Below are 22801 nucleotides of genomic sequence, written 5' to 3'. Positions count from 1 at the left end.
GATGATACGTTTTGAAAATGATTATACAGAAGGTGCTCATAAGCAAATTCTAAAACGATTAATAGAAACCAATGAAGAACAAACACCCGGATATGGAGTGGATGAACACTGTGAAAAAGCGAGGGCTTACATTAGAAAAGAGTGTGATGCTCCGAATGCAGATATACACTTTTTAGTAGGAGGAACACAAACGAATACCACTATTATCGCTTCCATTTTGCGCCCGCATCAAGGTGCAGTTTCAGCAATTACTGGTCATATAGCAGCACATGAATCTGGCGCAATTGAAGCAACGGGACATAAAATACTTACTTTACCGAGTGATGATGGGAAAATCCAAGCAGCACAGGTGAAAAATTTATATGATGCTCATTGGAATGATGTCACTCATGAGCATATGGTACAGCCAGGCTTGGTTTACATTTCTAATCCTACAGAAAATGGAACGACTTATAGTAAAGTCGAATTGGAAGCATTAAGTAAAGTTTGCCGGGAATGTCGTTTGCCATTGGTAATGGATGGCGCTAGATTAGGATATGGTTTGGCTTCAATGGATAGCGATTTAACCTTGGCAGATATTGCAAGTCTATGTGATGTATTCTATATTGGCGGAACTAAAGTTGGTGCGATGTTTGGTGAAGCAGTAGTCATCATAAATGATGCCCTGAAAAAGGATTTCCGATATATTATCAAGCAAAAGGGAGGATTATTGGCAAAGGGAAGACTTTTGGGGATCCAGTTTGAAACCTTATTCGAAGATGGATTATACTATGAAATTTCTAATCATGCCGTGGAAATGGCAATCATGATTCGAGATGCATTTGTTGAAAATGGATTTTCATTACGATATGATTCTACATCAAATCAGCAGTTTCCCATTTTGCCGGATGATGTAATTTTGGAATTAGGCAAAAAGTATTCATTTTCCTTCTGGGAAAAAGTCGATGCCACACACAGTGCTATGAGATTTTGTACTAGTTGGTCTACGAAAAAAGAACATGTTGAAATGCTAGTAGAAGATATTAAGGCGACTAAAGGATAAAAAATGGCAACGATAGAGTTATACGCAGAGAATAGTTATTTAAAAGAATGTACGGCGAATATTGTTTCAATAAAAGAACAATTTGTTGTGTTTAATCAAACGATTTTTTATCCAGGTGGCGGTGGACAGCCTTGTGACCGAGGGATTATTAAACAAGGTGATAAAACCTATAATATTTTAACAGTAAAAAAAATAGATGGAGAAATTATTCATGAACTTGAACGTCCATTACAGCACATTAATCAAACAGTAGAGATGCAGATTGACTGGTCTTGGCGGTTTCAGAATATGCAGTACCACACATTATTGCATGTCATTTCAGGTTATTTATATCAACATTACAATGCTTTAGCTACAAGTAGTTAAATTGAAAAAGAACATGCGAGATTAGAGCTGTCTTTTTCTCCTGGAATAATACAAGAAATACCATTTGATCAATTAGAACAATCAATAAAGAAGTTACTGGCACAACCCCATAATGTTTACACGAAAATATTAAGTAGAGATGAAGCCGAGCAAAAAGAAGGGACTATTAAGACGGTAATTAATTTACTTCCAGCTTCTCTTAACGAAATTCGAATTGTTCAAATAAATGATATTGATGCGCAAGCATGTGGCGGAACCCACGTCAACAACACAACTGAAATTAAAGACTTCTCCATTATGAAAATTCAAAATAAAGGTCCCATGAAAAAAAGGATTAAAATTCAACTACTGGATTAAGTTCTACTATCCCTTCTTTTTAGCAATGAGGGGATAATCAATTGGACAGTAGAAAATTTATACGGGAATAGTTCAATAAACGGTAGCATCAATATTGATTATTATTTTCATGTTCCAATTTGCAGCTGCAGTTTGTTATGCAATTAACAGGTGCGTTCGTTCTTTAAAGAGCTGTGATAATCAGCTCTTTTCTTATGCTAAAGTAGCAGGACTGTAGTATAAGACTTGAGTAGTCAATTTAAGATGTTAATTTTTCTATCTTTGGTACAATAAAGAAAAATTAAAAGTGGGGATTACTATTAAAAAGAAAAGCCTTTATGCCCTTAATTTAATATTATTGCTATTATTAGTGGCTTGCCAACAATCATCAGAAAATTTGAATTTTAAGGGAGATAGTGAAAATTGGTCGGCAAAACTTAATGTAGTAAAAACTGATAACGATAAAGAAACTAAAAAGTTTGAATTACAGTTCAAAGGAAAAGATTATAAATCTGTTGAAAACCTTGAATTTAAGATTAATACTCCTAATTATGCTTGGGGTATGGGCGAAATTGAATTGAATAGTACTGGTGTATACAAAACACATAAAACTGAAACGGGTGAATTTTCTACGTCAAAAACTGATGTTATCGATATAGAAGTGACGTGGAATGGAAAGGTTGAAAACTTTTCGTTAAATAATAAGGAGTAACTTATTGATTATTTTTTGCATTTAAAAGGAAGATAGTCTGTTTGAACTTAAGCTCCTGAATAATGGATAGCAAGGTTCTTGTTCAACTAACAGGTGCGATTCTTCATTCTAAAAAATCTGATTGAAGGTTACTTTATTTTTAGCACAGAATAAGTTTACTAACCGTATTCAACTATCTTTTATATATTTACGACGTTCAATTCATACCATATTCTATCCTTTTCTTCGGAGTATGATTGGCAACAAAAATACCGATTAAAATTATCGTTGCACCAATATATTCTTGCATGACCATCTTTTCACCAAGGAATAGAAAGGCAAAAATTGCAGCGGTAATTGGTTCTAAGGAAAAGATAAAGCCAGTATTTTCAGGTGTTGTGTAGTTTTGCGCTATTGATTGAACGACAAATCCAAAAGCAGAGCAAATGATTGCTAAACTGACAATGGCTGCCCAACTAACAGCACCTATTGGCCATGAAAATGGCTCAAAAAGTAATGATGCAATTAGCCCCAGTATCCCCGTAAACCCAAGCTGAAAAATTCCAAGCTGAAAGGCATCAACAGTTCGTGCAAAATAATTATTTGCTACAATATGGATGGCATATAATAGGGCTGTTAATAAACAATAAATTATCCCGATTTCAAAAGTGAATGAATCTTTCAATGAAAGCAAAGTGAGTCCTGTGAACGTAATTAGAGTGCCCAACATAACTTTGCGTACTGGTAATTTCCTTTTAATTACAACCATAATCAAAGGAACAAAAATAACAGTTGTCGTAATTAAAAAGCCAGCTGTTGAGGCACTGGTAGTTTGCATTGCAAAGCCGAATGTAGCAAACACACCACATAATATAGTACCTAAAATCGCACTCGCTTGGATCGTTTGCCGATGCACGTGACGTATTTTTTGAAAAAACAATAGAGCCATTACAATGAATGCAATAATAAATCGAAATGCAACAAGCATAAATGGCTGCACTTCACCTATACTGAACTTCGTAAATATATAAGATGAGCCCCATCCCATTGTAACGAAGACTAATAGAATATTAGCTTGTTTTTGTGTCATGTTAATCTCCCTCTCTATATAAGTGATATAATCGTAGCATCCCTTTTGTTATTAGGGAAACGAATGTTTTTAATAAAACTATTAGATTTACTAATATAGAGGTGATTAACATGAATGCATATTTCGCACTTCTTGCGGTACTTGAAACGGGTAGTTTTACAAGTGCAGCAAAACAACTTGGTTATACGCAATCAGCTGTCAGTCAGCTTGTTCATACAGTAGAAGCTGACTTGGAAACGCAGCTTATCATTCGTTCACGGACAGGAGTAACACTGACACCAGATGGAGAGCAATATTTACCGTTTATTAGAAGTATTTGTAATGCAATTAGAGAATTACATGAAAAGAAAAAGGAAATGCAAGGGTTAGAACGAGGGACTATTCGAATTGGAACATTTTCGAGTGTGGCATGTCACTGGTTACCACAATGGATGAAGGAATTTAAAATACTGTATCCTAATGTCCGATTTGAAATTCATTTAGGTGATTATACGGATATTGAAAATTTAATTAAAGAAGGGGTAGTAGATTTTGGCTTTGTGAATCCAGATGCAGTGACACAACTCGAAATGATTCCTATTCAACAAGATGAAATGCTTGCGTGTTTACCACCAAATCATCATTTGGAAATGCGTGATAAAGTACTATTACAGGAATTATTAGAGGAGCCTTATATCTTATTAGATGAAGGAGCTGTTAGTGAACCTCTTAATGTATTTCATCGACACCAATTTGAACCGAAAATCGAATATCGTGTACAAGATGATTATGCCATTATGTCAATGATTGAGCAGGGACTAGGTCTTTCAATTTTGCCTTCATTAATATTAGAACGTTTACAATATAATATTGTGACAAAATCGATTGAACCACAAGTAATGCGGACTATTAGTATAGCTTATAAAGAGAAAAGTATTTTACCGATTACAAGTCGATATTTCATTGACTTTATTGTAGCGAAAGGATAGAGAAAAAGCGATGCGAGCCATGGCAGATCACCCTGAATTGGTTCAATTTGCAACTGAAATTGAATGAAAAAGGACTTCTTTATTGCAAAGGGGTTCTTTTTTTGTGCATTTCTCTTGTAGAACTTAAGGGGCAGTTTAGTTTAAGAGGTATTACCTGTAAATTGTAGAAATTATATAAGAAATAAATATGAAGGTGGTTTCTATGGGACAGTTTCAACCAAAGCATTTCATAAAAAAGAACGGTGAATCATTTTTATTGAGAACAGCTTTACCCGAAGACGCGGAGAAGGTGCTAAGATTTAATAAGGCTATTATTAGTGAAGCCCCTTATTTACTTACTACCGAGACTGAATTCAAAGTATCTTATGATCAAGAAAAACAATTTTTAAAACATATAGTTGATGACAATGGGAAGTTAGCAATTATAGCTGAATATCAAGAAGAAATAATAGGTTTTTTAGATTTTCATAATGGTCATAAAAAGCGAATTCTACATCAAGGTGCCTTTGGAATGAGTGTTGCCAACGAATATAGAAATCAAGGAGTTGGTAAAGCATTGCTAACTGTATTGTTGGATTGGGCAAAAGACAACCCTTTAATTGAAAAAGTTTGCCTTGAAGTATTTGCTGATAATACGAATGCAATTTGTTTATACGAAAATTTTGGGTTTGTTGAGGAAGGCCGTAAATTGAAAGCTATAAAGATTGATAATGAAACATACTATGACTTAATCTTAATGGCTTATTTTACGAATTAATCACAGATGTTATATAGCTAACGGGTGCTTTACTTCAATATGAGAGGTTGCTGCGGCAACCTTTTTCTTACGGAACTAAAGGGGCAGGTTAATTTAATAAGGATAATCCTGGTTATGATAAAGCCATTCTTTTTTGGAATTTGTCTAGTTATTAAGTAATAGTCTTAATGTCTTTTCGGATAACTATAATAAAGTTAAAATACCCATATTTATTGGGTGATTCTGGATATACAATCAAGGCGATTTCCTACCAGATAGGGGGACTTAAAAATGGCATCTATTGTTTACACAGTGATATTAATTGTTAGTTTTTTATTTTTAGTGTGGAAAAATGACGATAAAGAATCTTATTTTCCGTTAAAAATAATTGGATATTTTATATTAGGTTCATTTGCCTTTAATTTCAATCAAATTTCACTTCCACTTGGGTTTGTAGTGTATCTGATATTTTTTCGACCTAAGTTAAATGTACAGGTTAAACGAATAGCTGCGGTCTTTGGTTTTCTTGCATTTATATTCGTCCAAGGGACCATACCATATGCAATGGATGAATGGGAAAGTCGCCCAATATTCATTGAGCATGAACTTGGTTCAGTATATACGATGAACTTTCAAGAATAATATGAACTGGTTAAGCAAGATTTAAATCTAGAGAACAACAGTTTGAGGCTTGAGGAATTTGAAGTAGACTATACTGAAGATGGAAGAATTACAGACTTAAGCTGGCAACTACTTGGTCAAAATGGCAATAGCTATAATCTCTATCAAATTCGATATGATATTGATAAGAATAGGTATCAAGTTATGAATAGTCAGCTTGAAACATGGCTCCAATACAATCGATTAATTGATGCTGAACATTTTTTTGAAAATCTTAATGTGCTTGATATTAAAGATATTACTCATGCTAAGGGTGACTTTTCTTCCTATGTTATACAAAGTACAGGGGAACTTATCAATTATGCAGTAGAAAATCGAACTCATGTCGTATCAAATGGAGAAATACAATTATTAGATGATGAGCAGTTACCAGTTGAAGGTTATTATATTTCAACATTTGCAATGAAGAAAACGGCAGAAGAAAGAGATGATCAAGGAAATATCACACAAGAAAGCTTCGAAGGTACTGAATTGTCTGATTATCTATTTGATGTAAATTTTGATGAGGAATGATAGAAATTATTGTTGAATATCTAGCAAGCTAAATTTCATCTAACGGAAGGTGTCTATCTAAAAGTTTCTTCCGTAATCAAGGCGAATCCTACTAAAAGATTCGTCTTTTATGAATCTTTAAACTGGAATAGGAAAATATGTTAAAATATAACTGACTTTATGAAAAAAACTACTTCAGCTAAAGGGTGCGTTAGCTTAAGATCGGAGCTGTCTTTAAGGCAGCTTTTTCTTATGGAACTAAAGGGGCAGGATAGTTCCATAAGGGATACTGTTAAGTGACATTAAAGTCGTTTAAAAACGTCAGTCCTGTTATTCCATTAAAGGGCCGGATTGTGGAGGATTGGAGAATTTTGATTCTACAAATAATTGGGGGATTGGAAGAAGGAAAGCTATGTATAATTAGTGATGTAAGTTTATGCTTTTTATGTAATAATTATTTTGTAGAAATGTAAAGTTACAATTCATACATAGTGAAGGTGGGGATCATAATGGCAACGGGAACGCATACTGTAGAAGTTCCAGTAGATGTACAAGCAGTTTGGGATTATGTCAGTGATCTCGAAAAATGGGCAACGACAGTACCAGCCTATAAAGAACATGAAATCATAAATGACAAGCAATCTATTTGGACATTTGAAGGTAGTGTGAAAGGTATTAAAAAAACAATACAAGCGCAGGTAGATATTACCGAATGGAATGAACCTTCAAATATTAAGTTTGAACTAAAAGGTTTATCAGATAATTTTACAGGAAGCGGTCACTTTACTGCAGAAGATGTTAATGGTAAAACAATAATGACTTGTAAGGTGGAAATCCATGCAGGCGGATTATCTGGTGCGGTGTTAACACCAATTATTAAATGGGCTGTTCCAAAAGTAGCATCTCGTTTAACAGAATCTATCGCACGTAAAATTGCAGTATTCTCATAGTTTTCAAAGATTGAAAGCCAATTCATTTTGGAGATACCTTCTCTGAAGTATAGATGGTAACATTCTGAAGTGACCAAAATAATGATATCGAGCTCTACTAGAAATTTTATAATTAGCGGAAAGGGGGCTGTCCAAAAAGGATGGCCTCTTTTTTTCAATATTCCAGAATCGCTTTTCTTAATGAACTAACAGGTGCTTTAGCTTAGGATCAGAGCTGTCTTTAAGGCAGCTCTTTCTTTATGCAACTATTGGGGCAGGTTAATTTAAAAAAGGTTTGTAATTTATGGTAAAACAAGATGTATAATTTGTGTAATTCAGAAGGGAGGTTGAAAAGAAATGAAGCTTTCTTTTTGGTTCTATTTGGGAGCTGTGTTTGTTTATTTTTTAAGTTTTATTTCTTCCTTTTCAGTTGGGTTATATGTATTATTTTGAGCAATTTTACTTTTACTATTTGGGTTGGTGATATCTTTTAAACTTCTTAGAAAAGAAATGAATATATTCATTTTAATAGGTATTTCCATTGTAATCTGTGTTGTTTCATATGTCATTTGGTATCTTTTAGTTCATAATGTAGATGACTATTATATATTTTTCCCTTTTACAATTTTCGTATAGATACTTCCTTGTTGAACTAACAGGGCAGTTTAGCTGAAGAATGGTAAAGTTAACTATAAAGAATTTATTAAGGGAGAGAGAGAGACATATGGAACAAGTAAATTTCTTAGATAATAGTCAGTCTTATGAAAATGTGGAGAAAGCTTTCTTAGTGCATAAAAAAATAATTAAAGAACTTCTGGAAGAAGCTGATATCCAGCACATAGGAAGTACAGCTATACCTAATTGCCTTACAAAGGGTGATTTAGATATACAAGTGCGTGTTATTCCTGAACACTTCTCTAAAGCCGTACAAGCACTTTCACAATTATATGAACTTAATGATGGCAGTGTAAAAACTTCATTCTTCAGGTCATTTAAAGACGATACAAAAATTCCTCCTTTAGGAGTACAATTAAGTGTCATTGATTCTGAATATGATTATTTTTGGAAGTTCCGAGATGTTTTATTACGAAGTGATGCTTACAGGATGGAATATGATGAGCTAAAGAGGAAGTATGAAGGCAAAAATATGGATGAATACAGGGAAGCCAAAAACGAATTTTTCCAAAGATTAATGAAGACTCCTGAATTTAATAATCTGTGATAAATTGCTTTTTTCATCTTCAACTAACGGGTGCTTTACTTCAAAAAGGGAGGTTGCTGCGGCAACCTTTTTCTTAATGAACTAACGGGGCAGGTAGCTGAAGAGCAGTGACATATAAAGGTATTGTCCTTTTTTACGTAGAATATTTTAAGAATAGCTTGTAAATAAATGGGGGTAGACATATGGAAATTTGTTTTATAGGTGGCGGAAATCACTTGAATAACGAATTAGGTGAAGTGTTCCTGGAACTTTCAAAAATGATTAAACCTGATGCTAAGATTTTAATAATCCCTTTTGCAACCGACAACTCCAGGTATGAAAGCTGGATGGAAAGTATCAAACAAGCCTTTTCAATAATGGAGAATGTGAGTGTTGAATTATTAAACGAAGACCTTTCAGAAAAAGAAATGAAAAAGTCTATAAAAGAACATGATGTTCTTTATTTTATTGGTGGAAAGCCAGAAAGGTTAATCCATGTAATAGAAGAAAAAGGACTTACCCCAATTATCAAAGACTTTCAAGGTTTAATCATTGGATATAGTGCGGGTTCATTAGCTTTCTGCAATGATTGCATAATAACAAAAGATAAAGACTATCCAGAAACGATAGTGATCAAGGGCTTAGGATTAGTTGGGTTTAGCGTTGAGGTCCATTACGAGGATAATATAGATGGAGAATTAATTCCCCTATCAAATGAACGAAAGGTATATGCAATACCAAATGGAAGTGCAATTTTCTCCAAGAACGGGAAACTATTTAAAGTGGCAAATGATATCTATTCCTTTCAAAATATGAAAAAGGAAATTGTAAATTCCTAATTCTTAATGAACTTACGGGTGCTTTACTTCAATAATAGGGGTTGCTGCGGCAGCCTTTTTCTTATGGTTCTAAAAGGAAATAGTACACACGGGAAAGAATATAATGTAATATATATCATTTATTTACATTTTTTTAAGAGAATCCGAAAAGAAAAGGAGCTAAAAAGGTGTATATAATAATTGCATTTCTAGTTTTTGTGATTGTGTTTATTGCAACTACCCAACTAATTTCAAATAGGTATTGGAAATGTATCTATACTACATTTGGATATGAGAATTATTTTAAGGTGGTTTCCAAACTGAAAAGCGAAGGAATAACATACAAAACTAAAACTCCAATAAATATAGGTTCCGAAAATCTCCCAAATCGTATGGATTCTACTCAATATGATGTTTTTGTTAAAAAAGAAGATGAACAAAAGGCCCAGAAAGCACTGCACAAGAATAATTGATTTATCATGGACTAACAAAGGTGAGATCATTGAGTGTGGGCTGTCAGATATGGCAGCCTTTTTCTTATAGAATTAAAGGGGCAGGTTAGTGAAAGAGAGTATCTACCATATTTGTGGAATTATTATTGAAATATGTAAGGTAAAGGGGCTAATAATGATGACAAAAAATAATTTCCAAGTTTTCCTAAGGACAGGAAATTTAGATGATGCAGAAGCCTTGTTAGAAATTCAAAGGGAAGTTGTTTCAGAAAACGAATTTATGATTTCCGTTTTAGAAGAATTTGAAGAGACAACGGAGCAACAAAGAAGTTGGATACAGAAAATTTTAGAAAATGAAAGAGAAACAATAATTGTGGCTGAAATTAAAGGAAAAGTTATTGGTTTGATTGTATTTCGGTCAAAAAATACCAAAAGGCTTGCTCATACTGGTTATTTTACGACTATGATAAAGAAAGATTATCGAGATATGGGTATTGGTAAACTCCTTATTAAAGAACTTTTAAACTGGGCAGAACAAAACCCTTTAATTGAGAAAGTAAGTTTAGGAGTTTTATCAACAAATCGGAGGGCAATAGCCTTATACAAAAGTGTGGGATTTGTAGAGGAAGGACGTAAAATTAAAGAAGTAAAGTTTAGCGAGGACTTATATGTAGATGACATTCTTATGTATAAATTGGTTTAATCCTTCTTGAACTACTATGAAAATAAATTTCTGTAACTTCGAAAAAAGACAATACCAAAGAATCTATTCTTGCGGATGACGTAATAAATCAAAAGGGAAGTTACCTTAATCTCAAGGGCTTATCTCTTATGATGGTTACTTCTCGTTTATTAGGAACCTTACTAGCTCAAGTATTTTTTATTCCAGGGGCAGGATATATTGCGTGGTTTACTAAATTTATTGTCTAATAATTATCTGATTTCTTATAGAACAACAGGTGCGTTAGTTTAATAGGATGCAATAAAGGAGACCACAATAAGTGGTCTCTTTTATTAATGTTTAACAAAGCCTGTTTAATAATAATGTATGAAATAAATATCTTTGATGTATTTATCGGCTACTAAATCTGTGTGCTGTACCATGATCTGGATACTAGAAGATTCATGGCCATCTTATTCCGTTCAAAAAGATCTGAGGCAGCACTGCGGAAATGTAAGTAAGGGAATAAAAACTGTTTTTACATTCAGTAAGTGCCGCGTAGAACGTGCAATAAACCGTAAAAAACAAATGATTAAGCTCCCTAATATTTATGATTCATTTCTTTAATGAAATCACTTATAAAAGTCTAAACCTTTGCAGTATTTCCGCACTAACCGTGACGCTTTTGATTGGCTAATGGATAATTGATTAGCGACTTTTCTTGTATTCCTGAATTTTGTATAGGAGTTAACGATCAGGTTTCTTTCAAGTTCTTCTAACGCTTTATCTAATGAATAATCTTGGAGCATCTGACTCGATAGGTCTTGGGGTGTGCTGTTTCGACTAAGTGGTGTCTCTTGACTTGGGGTTACTCGAGCATTTTTTTGTTGTAGTATGATCGGTAAATCAGATACCTGAATGATAGCATCACTCGTTACAACTAAGCTTTCAACCAAATTCTCTAATTGACGTATATTTCCGGACCATGGATAGTCATAAAAAATATCGAGGACTTCCTTCGATATAATACGATTAACTTGATACTTTTTATTGAATACTGAAAGAAAATAGTAAGATAGCGGGATGATATCTTCTTTTCTTTCCCTTAATGGCGGTATTTGTAAATTAACCACATTAAGTCGATAATATAAATCTTCCCTAAATCGTTTTTTCTGCACCATCTCAAATAAGTCTCGATTGGTAGCGGAAATAATTCGAATATCCACTTTCTTTAGTTCTCTGCCCCCAACAGGAAGAAATTCAAGGTCTTGAATAACCTGTAAAAGCTTAGCTTGAATATTAAACGGGATTTCTCCTATTTCATCTAAAAACACGGTACCACCGTTTGCCATTTCAAGTAGTCCTTTTTTTCCGCCTTTGGTTGCCCCGGTAAAAGACCCCTCCGTGTATCCGAAAAGTTCTGATTCTATTAATTGTTCCGGTATGGTAGCACAGTTAATTGATAAGAAAGGCGAGTTCTTTCGAAGTCCTCTATTATGAATGTATTTAGCCAACACTCCTTTCCCTGTACCAGACTCCCCTTGAATCAAAATGGTTGCATCAACCATAGAAATCTTATCGCATATTTCCATTACATTGTTCATCTGTTCATTGTTCGTAATTACGTTTTCTTTATAAGAATTCTTTTCACTTATTTCTTCTGGTTCCTTTTCCTCTGAAATGTATAACCCTTTATAGTTTGGTTCTTGTGCTGTTGTAATAATAAGTTCAATTTCCTGTTCATCGTTGAGTAAAGGAATAGCTGTTGTAATCATTTCCTTTCCAATATATGAAACTTGCTTTATTGTAACCGATTTCTTGTCCTTCAGAACAAAGGGTAAAATACTAGGTTTCCAATATCCTTTGGAGAATATTTCATTATTATGTTTTCCAACTATTTCGCTTAACTGCTTTCCATAATGCCTTTCATAAGCTTTATTTGCGTAAATAATGCAGGCATCTTTGTTAAGAACATAAATCTCATTAGGTGAATGATCTAAAATTTTTTTCAATATCTCAGTACTCATTTCAATTTTTTCTTCATTATTCATTAAGTTTTGCATGAGTTAGCTCCCTTCATCTCCTTTTAAGATGTCAAATGAGTCTGTAATAACTAAAATGAGTCTATTATGGTTAAATTGAGTCAATTATAAATCATATTTATACATTAAAGAAGGGGGAAATAGTAAAATATCGGTAATAATAGAGAGCTTTCGAATTGGCATTATCCTTGCATAAGAGTTAAGTAAAGCATGCTACAGATATAAGGAAATATGATGCCAATAGGTAGAGGAGATTTAAAAGTAATACCTGTATCCTTATTCAGAGCAAGTCTTTAATCTTATGCATAATTAAAAGGAGGAACTGCCATTATGTCTACAAAAGAAGATATGAAAAAGTTGGAATACACACTACCTTATAATCAGTATGTGGATCCTGAAGTCATGAAGGGGGAAAGGGAAAATATTTTCTATAAAAACTGGATTATGGTTGGGCATACAAGCCAGGTAGAGAAGGTTGGAGACTTCTTTACATTTGATTTGGTTGGGGAGCCGATTATTGTAACACGGGGAAAGGATGAAGAGTTACGGGCTTTTTATAATATTTGCCCTCACCGCGGTGCGATGGTCGAGCGTACTGAACAGGGCAATAAAAAAATTCTCCAGTGTATGTATCATGGATGGACATTCCATTTAGATGGTAAGGTGAACAGGACTCCAAATTTCAAAACAAATGATATAGAAAAGCCTAGCTGCATGACTTCAATTCGAGTAGAAGTACATCAATCGATGATATTTGTAAATCTAGATCAGGATGCCTCTTCTTTCGAAACAGATTATCAATCTTTTTTAAATAACATAAAAGAATATACTTTTCTTAGTTCCTTAAAAAAGGTCAGGGAAAACCGGCGAATTGTTCTTGCTAACTGGAAATCAATCATTGACAATTATTTGGAATGTGATCATTGTCAAATTGCACATCCTAGCTTCTCGAAGGCATTCGATTTAACTAAATATAGTATTACTCCTTGTGATAATTTTTCCTATCAGTGTACAACAGCAAGCGATGAAGAAGAAGGTTCTGGTGCACGTTTTTACTGGGTATGGCCGAATACCATGATTAGTATTTACCCAGGTACTGGAAATATGACAACGAGCCATATTATCCCGGTTGATGAAAAAAGTTCATTGGCTATTTATCGTTATTATTTTGCTGATGAAAAGTTAACTGAAGACGAGGAAGATTTAATTAAATTTGTCGATCAAGTGCGAGAAGAAGACTTCGAACTAGTTGAGTTATTACAAAGTGGATTACATTCTAAGGCTTGTGGAAGAGGAGTATATTCTCCGACCGAGCACGGTTTGAAACATTTTCATCAATTAGTCACAAAGGCGATGCAAAGCTAGTCTGTAATCTATAAATGGTCTATAGTTTATTAAAAATGAAAGCGTTTTATATGTGTTGTTCATTTGTTAGTGAATTATATAAAAGCTAGAGCTGAAAGTGTAGTTTGCATACTATCAAAAAGCAATGAAAGAGGGTTTTTTATTTTATGAAACAATCAAATGTAGATAAAGCAATCTTTTGGCCGGCTCTAGCTATTCTTGCTGCTTTATCAATTCCTGTACTATTAAATCCTAAACAAGGGACTGCTATCCTCGGAGATCTTCATCATTTAATTGCCGAGAGTTTGAGTTCATTATATTTATGGGCTGTGGTAGCGGCTTTAGGTTTCTTGATTTGGCTGGCATTTAGTAAATATGGAAAGATAAAATTTGGTGCGCCTGATACCAAGCCGGAATTTTCAACATTTAGCTGGTTAGCTATGTTATTTACGGCCGGAATTGGTGCAAGTATCACATACTGGAGTGCCATTGAATGGGCGTATTATTACACAGCTCCTCCTTTTGGGGCCGAACCAAAAACTACGGCGGCGGCAGATTGGGCGTCTACGTATGGATTATTTCATTGGGGATTTAGCGCATGGGTACTATATTGTCTACCTGCTTTGCCGATTGCCTATAACTTATATGTGAGGAAAAATCCGAGTGTGAAATTGAGTTCAGCGTGTGAAGGTGTTCTCAAAAAGGGAGCAAATAGCTGGGTAGGAAAAGCGATTGACGTTTTTTTCATGGTTGGACTAGTTGGAGGTATAGGGGCTGCTCTAGGCTTGGGACTTCCGATGATTTCTGAAGGTATTTCTGAATTATTTAATATACCACGAAGCTTTATGTTAGATATGGCGCTTATAGTAATCTTGACATTAATCTTCTGTGTTAGCACGTATTTTGGTCTGAAAAAGGGCCTGAAAAGATTAGCTAACATCAATACGTATCTCTTTTTAGCACTTTCTGCATTCGTTCTTTTAGCTGGTCCAACTTTGTTTATTATATCCAGATTTACGGATAGCGTTGGGGTTTTGTTACAGAATTTCTTTCGTATGAGTTTCTATACCGACTCCGTTGCCAATTCTGGCTTTCCGGAAGCCTGGACGATATTCTACTGGGCCTGGTGGTTTGCTTGTGCTCCTTATATGGGCATATTTGTAGCGAAAATCTCAAAAGGAAGAACGATAAGACAAGTCATTTTTGCTGAATGCATTGGAGGAACGGTAGGATGTTGGGCAGCGTTTTCTATAATGGGTAATACAGGTCTTTACTTTGAACTTAATAAACTTGTTCCTGTCATTGACATTTTAGAGAAGAAAGGTGGAGAAGCAGCGATTGCTGCCATTTACCAGGGCCTTCCCGGCGGCAGTATTGCCTTGTTTGTCATTATCATTATCACCCTTATTTTTCTTTCTGCTACATTAGACTCTTCGTCATTCACATTAGCAAGTGCAGCTTCAAAAAAGTTGTCATTAGATCAAGAGCCAGCTCGATGGCATAAAATATTTTGGGCTTTGGTCATAGAGCTTGTAGCGTTTTCCATGATGTTCGGTGGAGGACTACATGCTCTTCAATCAGTAGTAGTCATTACCTCCGTTCCACTCATATTAATAATGGCGATGGCATCAATATCGCTCATTAAATGGATAAAAGAGGATCAGGCAGAAAGCAGTAGCATAGAAAAAACTATCAATGAAGAACCTACAAAACTAACATCTTGATGTATCATCCAAACTGGGAGGATACAGGAAAGGTGCAAAAGCTTAAGGGATAAATAAGAAACAGGCACCAGCTAAAAGAACAGCTGGTGCCTGTTTGGCGTTTGCTGATCCAACCGTATAAAACTTTTCTGGGAGTTGTGTAAAAAAACCTTAAATTATTTACATTCCTTTTATTCATCTTTCCGCTATTACTTGTTTCACTAAGTGTAAGTGATTTAGCTTAAAGGTGCCCAAGCTATTGATACAATTGCCCAAATAATAAGTACAATTGTGAGACAAAGCAATGTAAATTGAATTCTAATGCTTGTAATACCAATTGAAAGTAGGAACGTACCGATTGCTGATCCTAATCTACTTATTGCTGTTGCCAGTCCAACACCAGAAGATCGGGTTTCTGTTGGAAAGCACTCGAGCGGAGTAAAAAAAATATATTTTCAATATTCATAATTATTTATATGATAACGCTTACAAAAATTATTGACGAAAGAAAGGGCAGGTGATATTCTATTTATAGAAATATTTGGTTAGTTTACTAAACTAATTAAAAATATTTAGGTATTAAATGTAAGTAATTATTGTTTGTATCATTTTGTAAGGGCTTTCAACACAGGTAAGCAAGAATGCAATGAGATTTATCTGGTTAAAACCATACAGCGTTATTTCTTCTAGGATAAAAACCTGATGAATCAGTGGATTTCTAATGCTATGGAGGGATGAAAATGAGTCAATTAGAAAGGTTGGAATCCGTTGAAGAAGCTGTTGTATACGTTAAAGTCAGAAAATTTGGTATTAGAGATAAACTAGGTTACTTATTTGGGGATTTTGGGAACGACTTTTTCTTTATTTTAGTAAGTTCTTTCTTAATGGTTTACTATACGGATATTTTTCATATCAGTGCAGCTACAGTTGGAATACTTTTTTTAATTGCGCGTTTATGGGATGCTGTTGCGGATGTTACTTGGGGACGTTTCATTGATACAAGAAAGCCAGGCAAACATGGAAAATTTAAACCTTGGATTTTCAGGATGTCCTTTCCATTGGTACTGTCAGGTATATTAATGTTTGTGAAGATTCCAGGTATGTCTGATGGCTTTTATATGGCCTGGGCCTTTGTCACTTACATTGTTTGGGGAACTTTGTACAGCACAGTAAATATTCCATACGGCTCGATGGCTTCAGTTATAACAAGCGATCCTGTCGAACGTACATCACTATCCACATTCAGGACAATGGGAGCTATGTTGGCTAGTTTAATTATTAACGTAGTGGGTCCATTAATTCTATTTGTGGATAATAAGGCAGATCCAAACCATTTTCTGGTAGGAGCTATCATTTTTGGACTTCTTTCTATCTCTTGTTATATAGCATGTTATAAATTATCGACCGAACGAATTATTGCCCCTATAAATGAAAATCAAAAATCTTCTTTAAAAAAGTCTGTAAAAGGAATTGTCAAAAACAAGCCTTTATTGTCTATCCTTGCAGCATCCTTAATTTTCATGATGTGTACGATGCTGATAGGAGCAATTAATGTGTATTTGTTTAAGGATTATTTCAGCAATGCGTCAGCCCTAAGTTTAATAGGATTGGTACAAACTGCCGCAGTTTTCGTTGCTATGCCAATAGCAAAACCATGCGTTGCTAAATTTGGTAAAAAAGAAACGGCGTCAATAGGGATGCTGCTTGCGGGGGGAGTATATGGGCTACTGTACTTCATGCCGAACCTATCTGCGATACAATTCATCATCATTTCAGCAATAGGGATGTTTGGATTTGGATTCTTTAATATTGTGGTGTGGGCATTTGTAACAGATGTAATAGATTATCACGAATATTTAACTGGCCTTCGTGAAGATGGAACTGTGTATTCAATCTATTCATTTGCTCGTAAAGTAGGACAAGCAATTGCAGGAGGAATCGGCGGTTTTGCGATTGCAATGGTTGGATACGATGCAACACGAGAAGCACAAACACAACAAGCGCTTGATGGAATTCATGCACTGGCAACCTTAGTACCCGCAGTCATCTATATAGTTGTTTTCTTAATTTTGGCCTTCCTTTATCCATTAAATAAGAAAAGGACCATTCAACTGGCTGAAGACTTGGCTGAGAGAAGAAATATTAAGGATTAGTGAAAAAACTCCCCTGAAACACAGAAAGGGGAGTTTTTCGTTATTTCTTGGGATAGCTATTTTCATAAGAAAGATTCAGAATAGGAACATCAAGGAAATTTTTGATTGCAAGGGCACATGCTCCCATTACACATGATTTTTTTCCAATTGCCGATAGAGTAAGTTCACGGTAATGACTAATGGAGGAGGTCAGATTATTCCTGATTTTGTTAATGGAATCAGGATATATACGAAGCAATTCACTGTCTAATACCAGTACGTCCGGATTATACATGTTAATCATATTGTTTAGGCCAATGGATAAGTAGTAAATAAATCGTTCCATAATCTTATGTACCGCTTCATCACCTTCATCAATCCACCGTTGAATATTCTCATATGTCAAATTTGGGATTTGTTTTTCTTGTGAAAGAAATTCAAAAATACTCGATTCTGAAGCGTATTTCTCCCAGCAGCCTTTATTACCACAATTACACTGCTTTCCGTCCGGAACAACAATCATATGGCCAATTTCTCCTGCAAATCCATCATGTCCCCGAAAAAACTCATTCTTCATCATCATTCCAAGGCCTATCCCAGAATGAAAGGTTGCGCTTAAAAGGTTATCTGCTTCATGATGCACAAATATGCGCTCAGCAAAAGCACTTAGATTAGCATTGTTTTCAAGATGAACATCAATTTCAAATTCCTTTTCTATGTCGTTTTTTAAATTGATATCTTTCCATTTAAATCGTGGTACAAAGTGAATGAGTTCGTCTTTTCCTACCAGACCATGGATTGCAATGACTATACCAACAATTCCATAGCGACTGTCAGCGTATTTGGCTTTGTACTTTTTGATCGTTTTATTCAGCAGTTTGAGAATCTCCGAGTAGTCTGTAGTATTTATTTCTTTGATAGAGGAGGTGACACTACAGCCGAGAAGATTGCTTAGAGTGAAGGAAATCCGTCCGTAATCAATGTCAATCCCGAGCGCATATCCTGCTTGGCCGTTTAAGGAGAGCATGATAGGCTTCCTACCGACACTGTTATGCTCTAGTTGTGTTTCTACTATTAGATCTTCGTCCAATAAATCTGCAACCTGCGCTGAGATAGTTGCTCTTGTTAAATCCGTAGCTTTGGACAAATCTGCCCTTGAAATCATGCCTTCTTTTATTATTTCTTTAATAATTAACCCACGATTAATTTTTTTGATATATGCTGCATCACCGGTAATCATTAATATCCTCCCATTTTGGCAACAACTTTTAGATATATTTTTATTATAACAGTTTCTCGTATGTCAAATACTATTAGATTATAGTGTATTCAGATAGAGTTAATTGACGGAAAAGTGAAAAAATGATAAATTATCTATATAATTAATTAGTTTAGTAAACGAATTAATAGGATTGACTAATTAAAAATGAAAGGGCTTACAGTGGAACAGATGCTGGTACCCATATAAACTTTTATCAGGAGGGAAATTTATGAAAGTCTTTTTGGATGATCATTTTTTGTTAAACACGGACACAGCAATCGAATTATACGAAAATGTTGGTGGAAACCTGCCGATTTTTGATTTTCATTGCCACTTATCCCCACAAGAGGTATGGGAAAACAAACCCTATGAAAATATTACACAATTGTGGCTTGGAGGCGACCATTATAAATGGAGAGCCATGCGTATGCACGGAATTGGCGAGCGATATATAACAGGTGATGCAGAGGATTGGGATAAGTTTGCTGCATGGGCGGAAACGATGCCTCACTTAATTGGAAACCCTCTATATCATTGGGCACACATGGAGCTGAAATTGTTTTTTGGTATTGAAAAAATCCTGAGCCCTGAAACTGCGCAAGAAATTTACGATGAGTGCAACGAAAAGCTTTCCAGGCACGAATTCAAACCAAGATCATTTATTGAAAAATCAAACGTTAAATTTATTGGAACGACGGATGATCCTATTTCTGAGCTCGAATTCCATCAGTTACTGAAGCAGGATGAATCCTTTCAAATAACCATTGCTCCGACTTTCCGTCCCGATGGCGCCTTATTCGTCGAACGTCCTGATTTTAAAAGCTGGCTTCAAAAATTAGAAAAAGTATCAAAAATTAAAGTGGATTCAATTGAAAGCCTAATAAAGGCCCTTAAACAACGTGTCAATTACTTTCATGAAAACGGTGGTAGGGGTTCGGATCATGATATTCAGAAAATGGTATATGTAGACACCACTATAGAAGAAGCGGATATCATCTTCATGAAACGGATGAATGACGAACAGCTATCAACTGAAGAATTGACTGCTTACCGATCATTCTTATTGAAGGAATTGGGGAAAATGTATGCAGAAAAGCAGTGGGTTATGCAGCTGCATATGGGAGCTATGCGTAATAACAACACTAAGATGAAAGAACTAATTGGTACAGATATTGGATTCGATTCTATTGGAGAGACCAATTTAGCAGAAGGATTATCTAATTTTCTTGATGCGCTTGATCAAGATGGATCCTTACCCAGAACTGTATTATTCAATTTAAATCCAAAAGATAATGCGATTATTGCGGGAATGATCGGGAATTTCTTTGAAGAAGGGATCCCGGGAAAAGTTCAATTTGGTTCAGGCTGGTGGTTTAATGACCATATTGATGGAATGGAAAAACAAATGAAGGAACTTGCGAATGTCGGACTTCTGAGCCACTTTGTTGGTATGCTGACAGATTCCCGAAGCTTCCTTTCGTATGCTCGCCATGATTATTTCCGTAGGATTCTTTGCAACATCCTAGGCGATTGGACTGAACAAGGATTAATGCCTAATGATAAAGAGCTACGTGAGCAAATGGTCAGGAATATTGGCTATTACAATGCTGAAAAATATTTTGCGAAACGATAAAAAATAATTGTTGTCTTTTTTTGCTTGATTATTTAAATGTTAATGGAGTTAAAAGGAATAAATCATTTTATTTTTTTAAGGAGTGTTGGACATGTTATATCCCATCGTAACTGAAACTCGAAACCTTATAGACTTGAATGGAATTTGGAACTTTAAACTGGATGCAGGTGAAGGGTTTCATGAAAATTGGAAAGACGAAAAATTGGCTGGCACTATGACGATGGCGGTCCCATCCTCTTTCAATGATGTAGGAGTTACGGGTGAAATCCGCAATCATGTTGGCTGGGTCTGGTATGAACGTGAATTTACAGTGCCGGCCATTCTTGCTTCAGAACGTGTTGTATTAAGATTCGGTTCTGCAACACATGCTGCAAAAGTATATGTGAATGGAGAGCTTGCAGTTGAACATAGAGGTGGATTCCTCCCATTTGAAGAAGAAATTAATTCCTTTTTAAAAGCAGGAAAAAATCGGTTGACGGTAGCAGTAAACAATGTTGTCGATCATTCAACACTGCCAGTTGGAACCTATGTGGAAAAAGAGGTAGCTGGTATTGGAGAAGTAATTCGCAACATTCCTAACTTTGATTTTTTCAACTACGCTGGATTACAGCGTCCGGTAAAAATCTATACAACACCCCGTACTTACATTAAAGATGTAACGATAGTGACAGAATTGAATGGAAAGGTAAGCTACACCGTAGAGACAGTAGGGAAATCAGAGGTTCATGCCAGTGTAGTAGATGAGTCAGGTGAAATAGTTGCCACAGCTAATGGAGTCTCCGGTACAATCATGGTCAATGGTGCGAAGCTTTGGGAGCCATTAAATGCATATTTATATACGCTGAATATAGAACTTTCAGAAAATGGAGAAACGGTTGATCAATACGAACAGCCCTTTGGTATCAGAACCGTAGATGTACAAGATGGTAAATTCCTCATAAACAATAAGCCTTTTTATTTTAAAGGCTTTGGTAAACATGAAGATACACCAATTCATGGAAGAGGCTTTAATGAAGCAGGCAATGTAATGGATTTCAAACTTATGAAATGGATGGGTGCCAATTCATTTCGCACTTCTCATTATCCTTATTCTGAAGAAATGATGCGTCTTGCAGATCGTGAAGGCCTTGTTGTCATTGATGAATCAACTGCTGTCGGTGTTCATTTAAACTTTATGTCAGTTTTAAATGGACAGACAACAAAAAAAACCACATGGCAAGAAGTGAAAACGTTTGAGCATCATCAAGAGGTCATGAGAGAACTGATTGCCCGTGATAAAAACCATCCTTCAGTTGTGATGTGGAGCATTGCGAACGAACCTGCTTCAGAGGAAGAGGGTGCCTATGAATATTTTAAACCGTTAGTGGACCTGACGAAGGAGCTAGACCCGCAAAAAAGGCCGGTTACAATTGTTACACATTTAGGTGCGACACATAAAACCGATAAAGTTGCAGAACTGATTGATGTCCTTGCTCTAAATCGCTACTATGGCTGGTATATTGACGGTGGTGACCTTGATTCCGCAAAAGCAAAACTACGTGAGGAATTTACCGGCTGGAATGAACGTTGTCCAGGAAAGCCAATCATCATGACTGAGTATGGAGCTGATACAGTTGCAGGCCTCCATGATGTTGATCCAGTCATGTTCACCGAAGAATACCAAGTGGAATATTTAAAAGCCAATCATGAGGTATTTGATGAATTTGATAACTTTGTCGGCGAACAAGTATGGAATTTCGCAGACTTTGCTACTAGCCAAGGAGTTATGCGGGTCCAAGGAAATAAAAAAGGCATCTTTACCCGTGAGCGAAAACCGAAACATTCTGCCCATGAGTTACGAAGACGATGGACGGAAATTCCTGATTACTTCTACAAGAAATAAATGTGTTATTAATAAAAAAAGAAATGATTAGAATCATTTAAAGTAATGTAGAAAGGAAGAACAGTACGAAGTTTTAGGTGTATGGATAAAGCGGAATTGAACAGTTGCTTTATTGAAATCACTTTCCGATATCTTTACAAAAAAAGACGATGAAACAAGGAATCCTCTAAGGTTGTTATCCTGGATACAGAAGGTTGAAAGGTGTAGATAAATGGACAAGCCAAATGCAATATGGTTTTAGGGTGCAACTGCGGATCATTACAGCATAAGTGTTTGTCTACTTATATGCATGACAGTGGGGCTCATTCGCAACAATGAGTAGATAAAGAAGAGATCTTCTT

21 protein-coding genes and 1 pseudogene are annotated in these 22801 nt (G+C 35.4%); 19 read left to right on the top strand and 3 right to left on the bottom strand.

Annotation, left to right across the window (positions count from 1 at the left end; translation table 11 throughout):
• Nucleotide 1 precedes the first annotated feature (1 nt).
• From JFU24_RS11980 to JFU24_RS11965, 4 genes are all read left to right on the top strand, one after another.
• On the top strand, nt 2-1042 hold the full coding sequence (locus tag JFU24_RS11980; protein ID WP_057217744.1) for a threonine aldolase family protein: 1041 nt from the start codon (nt 2-4) through the stop codon (nt 1040-1042).
• 3 nt (nt 1043-1045) lie between these two features.
• On the top strand, nt 1046-1408 hold the full coding sequence (locus tag JFU24_RS11975; RefSeq protein ID WP_201182600.1) for an alanine--tRNA ligase-related protein: 363 nt from the start codon (nt 1046-1048) through the stop codon (nt 1406-1408).
• A complete protein-coding gene (locus JFU24_RS31340) occupies nt 1409-1765 on the top strand; it encodes a hypothetical protein (protein WP_201183478.1) in 357 nt (118 codons plus the stop codon). It begins immediately after the preceding gene.
• Between the two features lie 286 nt (nt 1766-2051).
• Entirely contained in the window at nt 2052-2456 is a 405-nt protein-coding gene (locus JFU24_RS11965) for a hypothetical protein (protein WP_201249990.1), read from the top strand.
• Nucleotides 2457-2652: 196 nt separating this feature from the next.
• On the opposite strand, the gene JFU24_RS11960 is transcribed toward JFU24_RS11965, so the two are convergent.
• Complete coding sequence (locus JFU24_RS11960) at nt 2653-3525, bottom strand: DMT family transporter (protein ID WP_201182596.1); 873 nt, start codon at nt 3523-3525, stop codon at nt 2653-2655.
• Nucleotides 3526-3635: 110 nt separating this feature from the next.
• Between JFU24_RS11960 and JFU24_RS11955 the strand changes: the two genes are divergently transcribed.
• The 10 genes and pseudogenes from JFU24_RS11955 to JFU24_RS11910 form a co-directional block, all read left to right on the top strand.
• Nucleotides 3636-4493, top strand: a complete 858-nt coding sequence (locus tag JFU24_RS11955; protein WP_201182594.1) for a LysR family transcriptional regulator — start codon at nt 3636-3638, stop codon at nt 4491-4493.
• A gap of 202 nt (nt 4494-4695) precedes the next feature.
• A complete protein-coding gene (locus JFU24_RS11950; protein WP_201222032.1) occupies nt 4696-5250 on the top strand; it encodes a GNAT family N-acetyltransferase in 555 nt (184 codons plus the stop codon).
• 270 nt (nt 5251-5520) lie between these two features.
• The gene (locus tag JFU24_RS11945; protein ID WP_201249989.1) at nt 5521-5871 is read left to right on the top strand and encodes a hypothetical protein; all 351 of its coding nucleotides are present in this window, start codon (nt 5521-5523) and stop codon (nt 5869-5871) included.
• A gap of 42 nt (nt 5872-5913) precedes the next feature.
• Nucleotides 5914-6423, top strand: a complete 510-nt coding sequence (locus JFU24_RS11940; RefSeq protein ID WP_201249988.1) for a hypothetical protein — start codon at nt 5914-5916, stop codon at nt 6421-6423.
• A gap of 488 nt (nt 6424-6911) precedes the next feature.
• On the top strand, nt 6912-7352 hold the full coding sequence (locus JFU24_RS11935) for a CoxG family protein (protein WP_201182588.1): 441 nt from the start codon (nt 6912-6914) through the stop codon (nt 7350-7352).
• Nucleotides 7353-8055: 703 nt separating this feature from the next.
• Nucleotides 8056-8553 carry a GrpB family protein gene (locus tag JFU24_RS11930; protein WP_201182586.1) on the top strand — a complete coding sequence of 166 codons (498 nt, stop codon included), beginning with the start codon at nt 8056-8058 and terminating at the stop codon, nt 8551-8553.
• A 182-nt stretch (nt 8554-8735) separates the two neighbouring features.
• Nucleotides 8736-9371, top strand: a complete 636-nt coding sequence (locus tag JFU24_RS11925; protein ID WP_201182578.1) for a Type 1 glutamine amidotransferase-like domain-containing protein — start codon at nt 8736-8738, stop codon at nt 9369-9371.
• A gap of 167 nt (nt 9372-9538) precedes the next feature.
• A complete protein-coding gene (locus JFU24_RS11920) occupies nt 9539-9823 on the top strand; it encodes a hypothetical protein (RefSeq protein ID WP_201182570.1) in 285 nt (94 codons plus the stop codon).
• A gap of 157 nt (nt 9824-9980) precedes the next feature.
• Nucleotides 9981-10505: a GNAT family N-acetyltransferase gene (locus JFU24_RS11915; RefSeq protein ID WP_201250913.1), complete on the top strand. Its 525-nt coding sequence runs from the start codon at nt 9981-9983 to the stop codon at nt 10503-10505.
• Between the two features lie 56 nt (nt 10506-10561).
• A pseudogene (locus JFU24_RS11910) lies at nt 10562-10732 on the top strand (lipid II flippase family protein); the annotation flags it as partial.
• Between the two features lie 363 nt (nt 10733-11095).
• Here the strand turns inward: JFU24_RS11910 and JFU24_RS11905 are convergent.
• The gene (locus JFU24_RS11905; protein WP_242485330.1) at nt 11096-12526 is read right to left on the bottom strand and encodes a sigma-54 interaction domain-containing protein; all 1431 of its coding nucleotides are present in this window, start codon (nt 12524-12526) and stop codon (nt 11096-11098) included.
• 309 nt (nt 12527-12835) lie between these two features.
• Here JFU24_RS11905 and JFU24_RS11900 point away from each other — a divergent pair, with 309 nt between their 5' ends.
• The 3 genes from JFU24_RS11900 (at nt 12836) to JFU24_RS11890 (ending at nt 17705) form a co-directional block, all read left to right on the top strand.
• On the top strand, nt 12836-13870 hold the full coding sequence (locus tag JFU24_RS11900; RefSeq protein ID WP_201249987.1) for an aromatic ring-hydroxylating oxygenase subunit alpha: 1035 nt from the start codon (nt 12836-12838) through the stop codon (nt 13868-13870).
• A 146-nt stretch (nt 13871-14016) separates the two neighbouring features.
• Nucleotides 14017-15573, top strand: coding sequence for a BCCT family transporter (locus JFU24_RS11895; RefSeq protein WP_201222024.1), 1557 nt, complete (start codon nt 14017-14019; stop codon nt 15571-15573).
• 719 nt (nt 15574-16292) lie between these two features.
• Nucleotides 16293-17705 (top strand): MFS transporter, encoded by a 1413-nt coding sequence (locus tag JFU24_RS11890; protein WP_201182554.1) that lies wholly within the window; start codon nt 16293-16295, stop codon nt 17703-17705.
• Between the two features lie 40 nt (nt 17706-17745).
• On the opposite strand, the gene JFU24_RS11885 is transcribed toward JFU24_RS11890, so the two are convergent.
• Nucleotides 17746-18924 carry an ROK family transcriptional regulator gene (locus JFU24_RS11885; protein ID WP_201249986.1) on the bottom strand — a complete coding sequence of 393 codons (1179 nt, stop codon included), beginning with the start codon at nt 18922-18924 and terminating at the stop codon, nt 17746-17748.
• Between the two features lie 250 nt (nt 18925-19174).
• On the opposite strand from JFU24_RS11885, the gene uxaC reads away from it, so the two are divergent.
• A complete protein-coding gene (uxaC, locus tag JFU24_RS11880; RefSeq protein WP_201249985.1) occupies nt 19175-20578 on the top strand; it encodes a glucuronate isomerase in 1404 nt (467 codons plus the stop codon).
• 91 nt (nt 20579-20669) lie between these two features.
• Complete coding sequence (gene uidA, locus JFU24_RS11875; RefSeq protein ID WP_201249984.1) at nt 20670-22460, top strand: beta-glucuronidase; 1791 nt, start codon at nt 20670-20672, stop codon at nt 22458-22460.
• Nucleotides 22461-22801 lie beyond the last annotated feature (341 nt).

The sequence above is a fragment of the Peribacillus sp. TH27 genome, from assembly GCF_016650915.1.
GTDB classification, from domain to species: domain Bacteria; phylum Bacillota; class Bacilli; order Bacillales; family DSM-1321; genus Peribacillus; species Peribacillus butanolivorans.
This window is presented reverse-complemented; position numbering and strand designations above follow the sequence as displayed.

What these genes read in the sequence shown, in the direction of transcription:
- JFU24_RS11980 (WP_057217744.1), top strand. Translation starts at nt 2, where the DNA reads ATGATACGTTTTGAAAATGATTATACAGAAGGTGCTCATAAGCAAATT.
- JFU24_RS11975 (WP_201182600.1), top strand. Translation starts at nt 1,046, where the DNA reads ATGGCAACGATAGAGTTATACGCAGAGAATAGTTATTTAAAAGAATGT.
- JFU24_RS11960 (WP_201182596.1), bottom strand. Translation starts at nt 3,525, where the DNA reads ATGACACAAAAACAAGCTAATATTCTATTAGTCTTCGTTACAATGGGA.
- JFU24_RS11955 (WP_201182594.1), top strand. Translation starts at nt 3,636, where the DNA reads ATGAATGCATATTTCGCACTTCTTGCGGTACTTGAAACGGGTAGTTTT.
- JFU24_RS11950 (WP_201222032.1), top strand. Translation starts at nt 4,696, where the DNA reads ATGGGACAGTTTCAACCAAAGCATTTCATAAAAAAGAACGGTGAATCA.
- JFU24_RS11945 (WP_201249989.1), top strand. Translation starts at nt 5,521, where the DNA reads ATGGCATCTATTGTTTACACAGTGATATTAATTGTTAGTTTTTTATTT.
- JFU24_RS11935 (WP_201182588.1), top strand. Translation starts at nt 6,912, where the DNA reads ATGGCAACGGGAACGCATACTGTAGAAGTTCCAGTAGATGTACAAGCA.
- JFU24_RS11930 (WP_201182586.1), top strand. Translation starts at nt 8,056, where the DNA reads ATGGAACAAGTAAATTTCTTAGATAATAGTCAGTCTTATGAAAATGTG.
- JFU24_RS11925 (WP_201182578.1), top strand. Translation starts at nt 8,736, where the DNA reads ATGGAAATTTGTTTTATAGGTGGCGGAAATCACTTGAATAACGAATTA.
- JFU24_RS11915 (WP_201250913.1), top strand. Translation starts at nt 9,981, where the DNA reads ATGACAAAAAATAATTTCCAAGTTTTCCTAAGGACAGGAAATTTAGAT.
- JFU24_RS11905 (WP_242485330.1), bottom strand. Translation starts at nt 12,526, where the DNA reads ATGCAAAACTTAATGAATAATGAAGAAAAAATTGAAATGAGTACTGAG.
- JFU24_RS11900 (WP_201249987.1), top strand. Translation starts at nt 12,836, where the DNA reads ATGTCTACAAAAGAAGATATGAAAAAGTTGGAATACACACTACCTTAT.
- JFU24_RS11895 (WP_201222024.1), top strand. Translation starts at nt 14,017, where the DNA reads ATGAAACAATCAAATGTAGATAAAGCAATCTTTTGGCCGGCTCTAGCT.
- JFU24_RS11890 (WP_201182554.1), top strand. Translation starts at nt 16,293, where the DNA reads ATGAGTCAATTAGAAAGGTTGGAATCCGTTGAAGAAGCTGTTGTATAC.
- JFU24_RS11885 (WP_201249986.1), bottom strand. Translation starts at nt 18,924, where the DNA reads ATGATTACCGGTGATGCAGCATATATCAAAAAAATTAATCGTGGGTTA.
- uxaC (WP_201249985.1), top strand. Translation starts at nt 19,175, where the DNA reads ATGAAAGTCTTTTTGGATGATCATTTTTTGTTAAACACGGACACAGCA.
- uidA (WP_201249984.1), top strand. Translation starts at nt 20,670, where the DNA reads ATGTTATATCCCATCGTAACTGAAACTCGAAACCTTATAGACTTGAAT.